The organism is Methylobacterium sp. B1, from assembly GCF_000333255.1.
In the GTDB taxonomy this organism is placed as follows: domain Bacteria; phylum Pseudomonadota; class Alphaproteobacteria; order Rhizobiales; family Beijerinckiaceae; genus Methylobacterium; species Methylobacterium fujisawaense.
The window spans coordinates 1-3,847 of the sequence record NZ_BACT01000257.1 but is presented as its reverse complement, the minus strand read 5'-3'; the positions used below and the strand labels follow the sequence as shown (position 1 = coordinate 3,847).

The 3,847-nt window shown below is 71.0% G+C and carries 4 protein-coding genes and 1 tRNA gene; 2 read left to right on the top strand and 3 right to left on the bottom strand.

Features of this window, described 5'->3' with window-relative positions; translation table 11 throughout:
* Positions 1 to 1,071, bottom strand: a 1,071-nt coding sequence (ligA, locus tag I53_RS07410) for an NAD-dependent DNA ligase LigA (protein ID WP_043348538.1), incomplete at its 3' end; no start/stop codon positions are given.
* A gap of 64 nt (positions 1,072 to 1,135) precedes the next feature.
* Positions 1,136 to 2,428: an MFS transporter gene (locus tag I53_RS07405; RefSeq protein WP_043348536.1), complete on the bottom strand. Its 1,293-nt coding sequence runs from the start codon at positions 2,426 to 2,428 to the stop codon at positions 1,136 to 1,138.
* Positions 2,429 to 2,558: 130 nt separating this feature from the next.
* Between I53_RS07405 and I53_RS07400 the strand changes: the two genes are divergently transcribed.
* Together I53_RS07400 and I53_RS07395 are read left to right on the top strand one after the other, a co-directional pair.
* Entirely contained in the window at positions 2,559 to 3,275 is a 717-nt protein-coding gene (locus tag I53_RS07400) for a 4'-phosphopantetheinyl transferase superfamily protein (protein WP_043348533.1), read from the top strand.
* A gap of 85 nt (positions 3,276 to 3,360) precedes the next feature.
* Positions 3,361 to 3,437, top strand: a tRNA-Pro gene (locus I53_RS07395).
* A 68-nt stretch (positions 3,438 to 3,505) separates the two neighbouring features.
* Here I53_RS07395 and I53_RS07390 read toward each other — a convergent pair.
* Positions 3,506 to 3,772, bottom strand: coding sequence for a hypothetical protein (locus tag I53_RS07390; RefSeq protein ID WP_051044718.1), 267 nt, complete (start codon positions 3,770 to 3,772; stop codon positions 3,506 to 3,508).
* Between the last annotated feature and the right edge of the window lie 75 nt (positions 3,773 to 3,847).

Here is a 3,847-nt window from a genome sequence, read left to right as displayed (position 1 = left end):
CTTCGCCAGCGGGTTCAGGGAGCCGGTGCGGCCGACATTGATGACGATGTCCTCCATTACCGTCGTGGCTTCCTGCGCGGCGAATTTGTGGGCGAGGGCCCAGCGCGGCGAGCGCGAGACGAAGCCGAGACGCTTCTGCAAGCCGAGGTCGTCGACCTTGTAGACGACGCCGTCGATGTCGTAGCCGAGCCCGGCCCGGTCCGCCTCGATGCGGCGGTAATGGGCGAGCATCGCCTCCGTGTCCGTGAAGGTCTCGGTGCGGGGATTCACCGGCAAGCCCCAGTCCGCGAAGCGCTGGAGGCTGCCGGATTGCGTCTCCGCGATGGGCGCCGACAGCTCGCCCCAGGCATAGGCGAAGAACCGGAGCGGACGGGACGCGGTGATCGCGGGATCGAGCTGGCGCAGGCTCCCGGCCGCGGCGTTGCGCGGATTGGCGAAGAGCGGCTTGCCGGCCGCTTCCTGCCGGGCGTTGATGGCGGCGAAATCGGCGTGGGACAGGTAGACCTCCCCGCGCACCTCGCAGATCTCCGGCCAGCCGGACCCCGCGAGCACCGCCGGGATGTCCTGCACCGTGCGGGCATTGGCCGTGACATTCTCCCCGACCTCGCCGTCGCCGCGGGTGGCCGCGGTGTCGAGCCGCCCGTTCACGTAGCGCAGCGACAGGGACAGGCCGTCGATCTTGGGCTCGGCCGTGAAGGCGAGGGGTGTCTCGTCGGGCCAGCCCAGGAAGCGGCGCACGCGCGCGACGAACTCGGCCACCTCCCCATCGTCGAAGGCATTTCCCAGCGAGAGCATGGGTACGGCGTGCCGCACCTTGGCGAACTTTTCCGAGGGCTTTGCGCCGACCGACGTGCTGGCCGCGCCGGTGCCGGCGAGATCCGGAAAGCGCGCCTCGATCTCCTCGAGGCGGCGGCGCAGCCGGTCGTACTCGGCGTCCGAGATCTCGGGCGCGTCCTCCTGGTAGTACAGCCGGTCGGCCTCCAGGAGCGCGTCCGACAGCCGCGCGTACTCGGCGCGCGCATCCTCGGCGGTGAGGTCGAGATCGAGCGGATCGGATTTCGTAACGGCCATGGCGGGGTTCTAACGCATCGGCGGCCAACGGGGAGTCGGCTGTGGCGCGCAGTCCCCTGTTCCCTCAAGCATGGGACTTGAGCAGGCCGCCGTCTCCCGCCATCCGGAACGCCGCCAGGAATGTTGCGGCGACGAGGACGGCGACCCCGTGCAGCGGCAGCAGGGGCGCCAGCCAGCCCGCGACGGCGGTGCCGGCGACCGAGCCCAGATTCATGGCGGCCATGTAGACTTCGAACTGCGTGGCCGCGCCCGGTCGGCCCCGGCTCGACTCGAGCAGGGCCGGCATCAGGGCGACGATCAGCAGGCCGGGCAGCACGCTGGTGAGCGCCAGGATCACCGGTCCCGCCGCCCCGATGAGGCCGGCGCCGATCAGGCTGCCGGCGAGCGCGAAGGTGACGGCGCTTCCCAGGAGCAGCACGCGCAAGGGCGCTGCTGCCCCCGCCCGATCCGACCAGAGACCCACCGCGACGGCGCCGGCCGTGCCGCTCGCCAGGGTCAGGATCGCCTGAAGGCGCGACAGGCCGGCGGCATCCCAGCCCTGACGCTGGAGCAGATCGATCGAGAAGGGCAGCTCGAACAGACCCAGGGCGGCGTCCAGGCCGAAGCACAAGGCGAGCAGACGCAGGGCACGCGGCCGCTGGAGCGCGACGACGGTCCGGCGCAGGAAGCGCCGGATCGGGACGCGGCGCGGTGCCGGTCCGCGGCGCTCGAGGGACAGGAACGCGTCGGTCGGCGCCTCGCGGATCAGCAGCATCGGCAGGCTCGCGAGGATCGCGGCGACGAGCAGCCAGCGGCTGCTCGCGGCGAATCCCCAGGTCGCCAGCATCCAGCCGAAGAGCCCGGCGCTGAGGCTGGTTCCCGCCACGAAGCCCGCGCGCGTGCAGGCGCTGACCCGGCCGAGCTCGTGCGCCGGGACATGGTCCATGATCATCCGGTCGCAGGCGGTGTCGAGCAGCGACGCGAACACGCTGTGAACGAGGAAGACCAGTCCCAAGGCACCGATGGCGTTGCTTCCGACGACGAGGAGGAGCGCGAGACTCGCGAGGCATCCGACGAGCGCTGCGACCGCGAAGGGCCGACGCCGGCCCATCCGCGTGTCGCCGGCCCGGTCCACCCAGGGTCCCCAGAGCAGGGGTTGCAACGTCCAGGGCAGTCCCGCCAGGGCGAAGTGAACGCCGACCTCGGCCGACGAAACGCCCTGCGCCGCCAGATGGTTGGCGAGGGCGGTGAGCGAGAAGCCCGCGATGAGGCCCTGGTAGAGATAGGTGGCGAAGAACACCCCGTAGCGGACCCTTCGCCGGTGCAGGCTCGGCTTATCCGAGGGGGCGCTGCCGAAACCCGCGGCAATCGGGGTCATCGCGCACGCCGCTCCTTGCGGGAGGCGGGCTTGTTTCCGATGCTGCTCATACCGCCCTCACCGGATCCCCGCCCGTGCCGTTTCGCCCTGCCGACGCTAGCGCCAGCTCTCCGCCCCTGCGAGGCGTCGCGTGAGCGCGGCTCGGGTCTGGATCGTCGATCTCGGGCTTTCTCCGGACCGGCTCCATCGCTGCGACGCCGTACTCGACGGCGCGGAGCGCCTGCGCGCGGACCGGTTCCTGCGGCCGGCGGATCGGGCGCGCTTCGTCGCCAGCCATGCGGCGCTCCGAACGGTGCTCGCCGACGTGCTCGGTCTCCCGCCGGCCGAAGTGGAGATCACGGCCGGCCCCGGCGGCAAGCCGGAGCTCGCGAGTGCGGCGCGAGGCGCCTGGCAGTTCAACCTGTCGCATTCCGGAGCGCGGGCGGTGATCGGCATCGCGCGCGACATGCCCATCGGTGTCGATGTCGAGGCCGTCCGGCCGATCGTGGACGCGCTGCGGATCGCGCGGGCGCATTTCGCCGCCGACGAGGTGTCAGCCCTGTCCCGAGCATCCCGGAGCACGGTCGAGCGTGCCTTCTTCGGTCTGTGGACCCGCAAGGAAGCCGTGGTGAAGGCGCTCGGCAGCGGCCTGTCGCTGCCCCTCGACCGGTTCAGCGTCACCGTTCCGCCTGAAGCCCCGCGTCTCCTCCGGGCGGTCGGCGACGGATCCTGGACACTGGACGGCCCGTGGAGTCTCGCGGATCTCGATTGCGGCGCGGACCATCTCGCCACGGTTGCGGTGCGCTCGGCCGCGGTGGCGATCACGAGCCACCGGCTCTCCGACGATTGGCCCGAACATCTCGGCTGAAAAGGCGCAACACCGCGCTTGCGGTGGGGGAAAGGCGCGGCTATACACCCGCTCGCCGGCCTTGGCGGAGACGCGGGACGGCCTTCGGAGTGTAGCGCAGTCTGGTAGCGCACCACGTTCGGGACGTGGGGGTCGCAGGTTCAAATCCTGCCACTCCGACCAAAACTTAGCAGAGACCGGAATGGCTGCCCCGACAGCTATCCCGACAGAAACCCTCTCTGCGGATGCCCTTAGAACCCTCCGCACCTCTCCGCGTCCGACAGCTCGCCGCGGTCCGTGCTTGCCTGCTCTACCCGCAAGGGCTCGAATTCCGCCCAGCTCCACGCCTTGATCGGCCGCGATCCCGCGCGCAGCGTGAACGTCCAGGTGGCCAGGTCAACGGTCGGGTTGGGGCCGATCTGGAGGATCGGGAAATCGTCGGTGAGATACTGACCCGGCGGCAGGCGCGCGCCCGTTTCCGGCGGCTGCCTGCGTCCGACGAAGCCCCGTGTCACCATGCCGGTCGCCGCCCCTCTCGCTCTCCCCCCGGGTTTGGTGCGGCGGAGCACCTCGCGTCAAGCCGGCATGTGCGG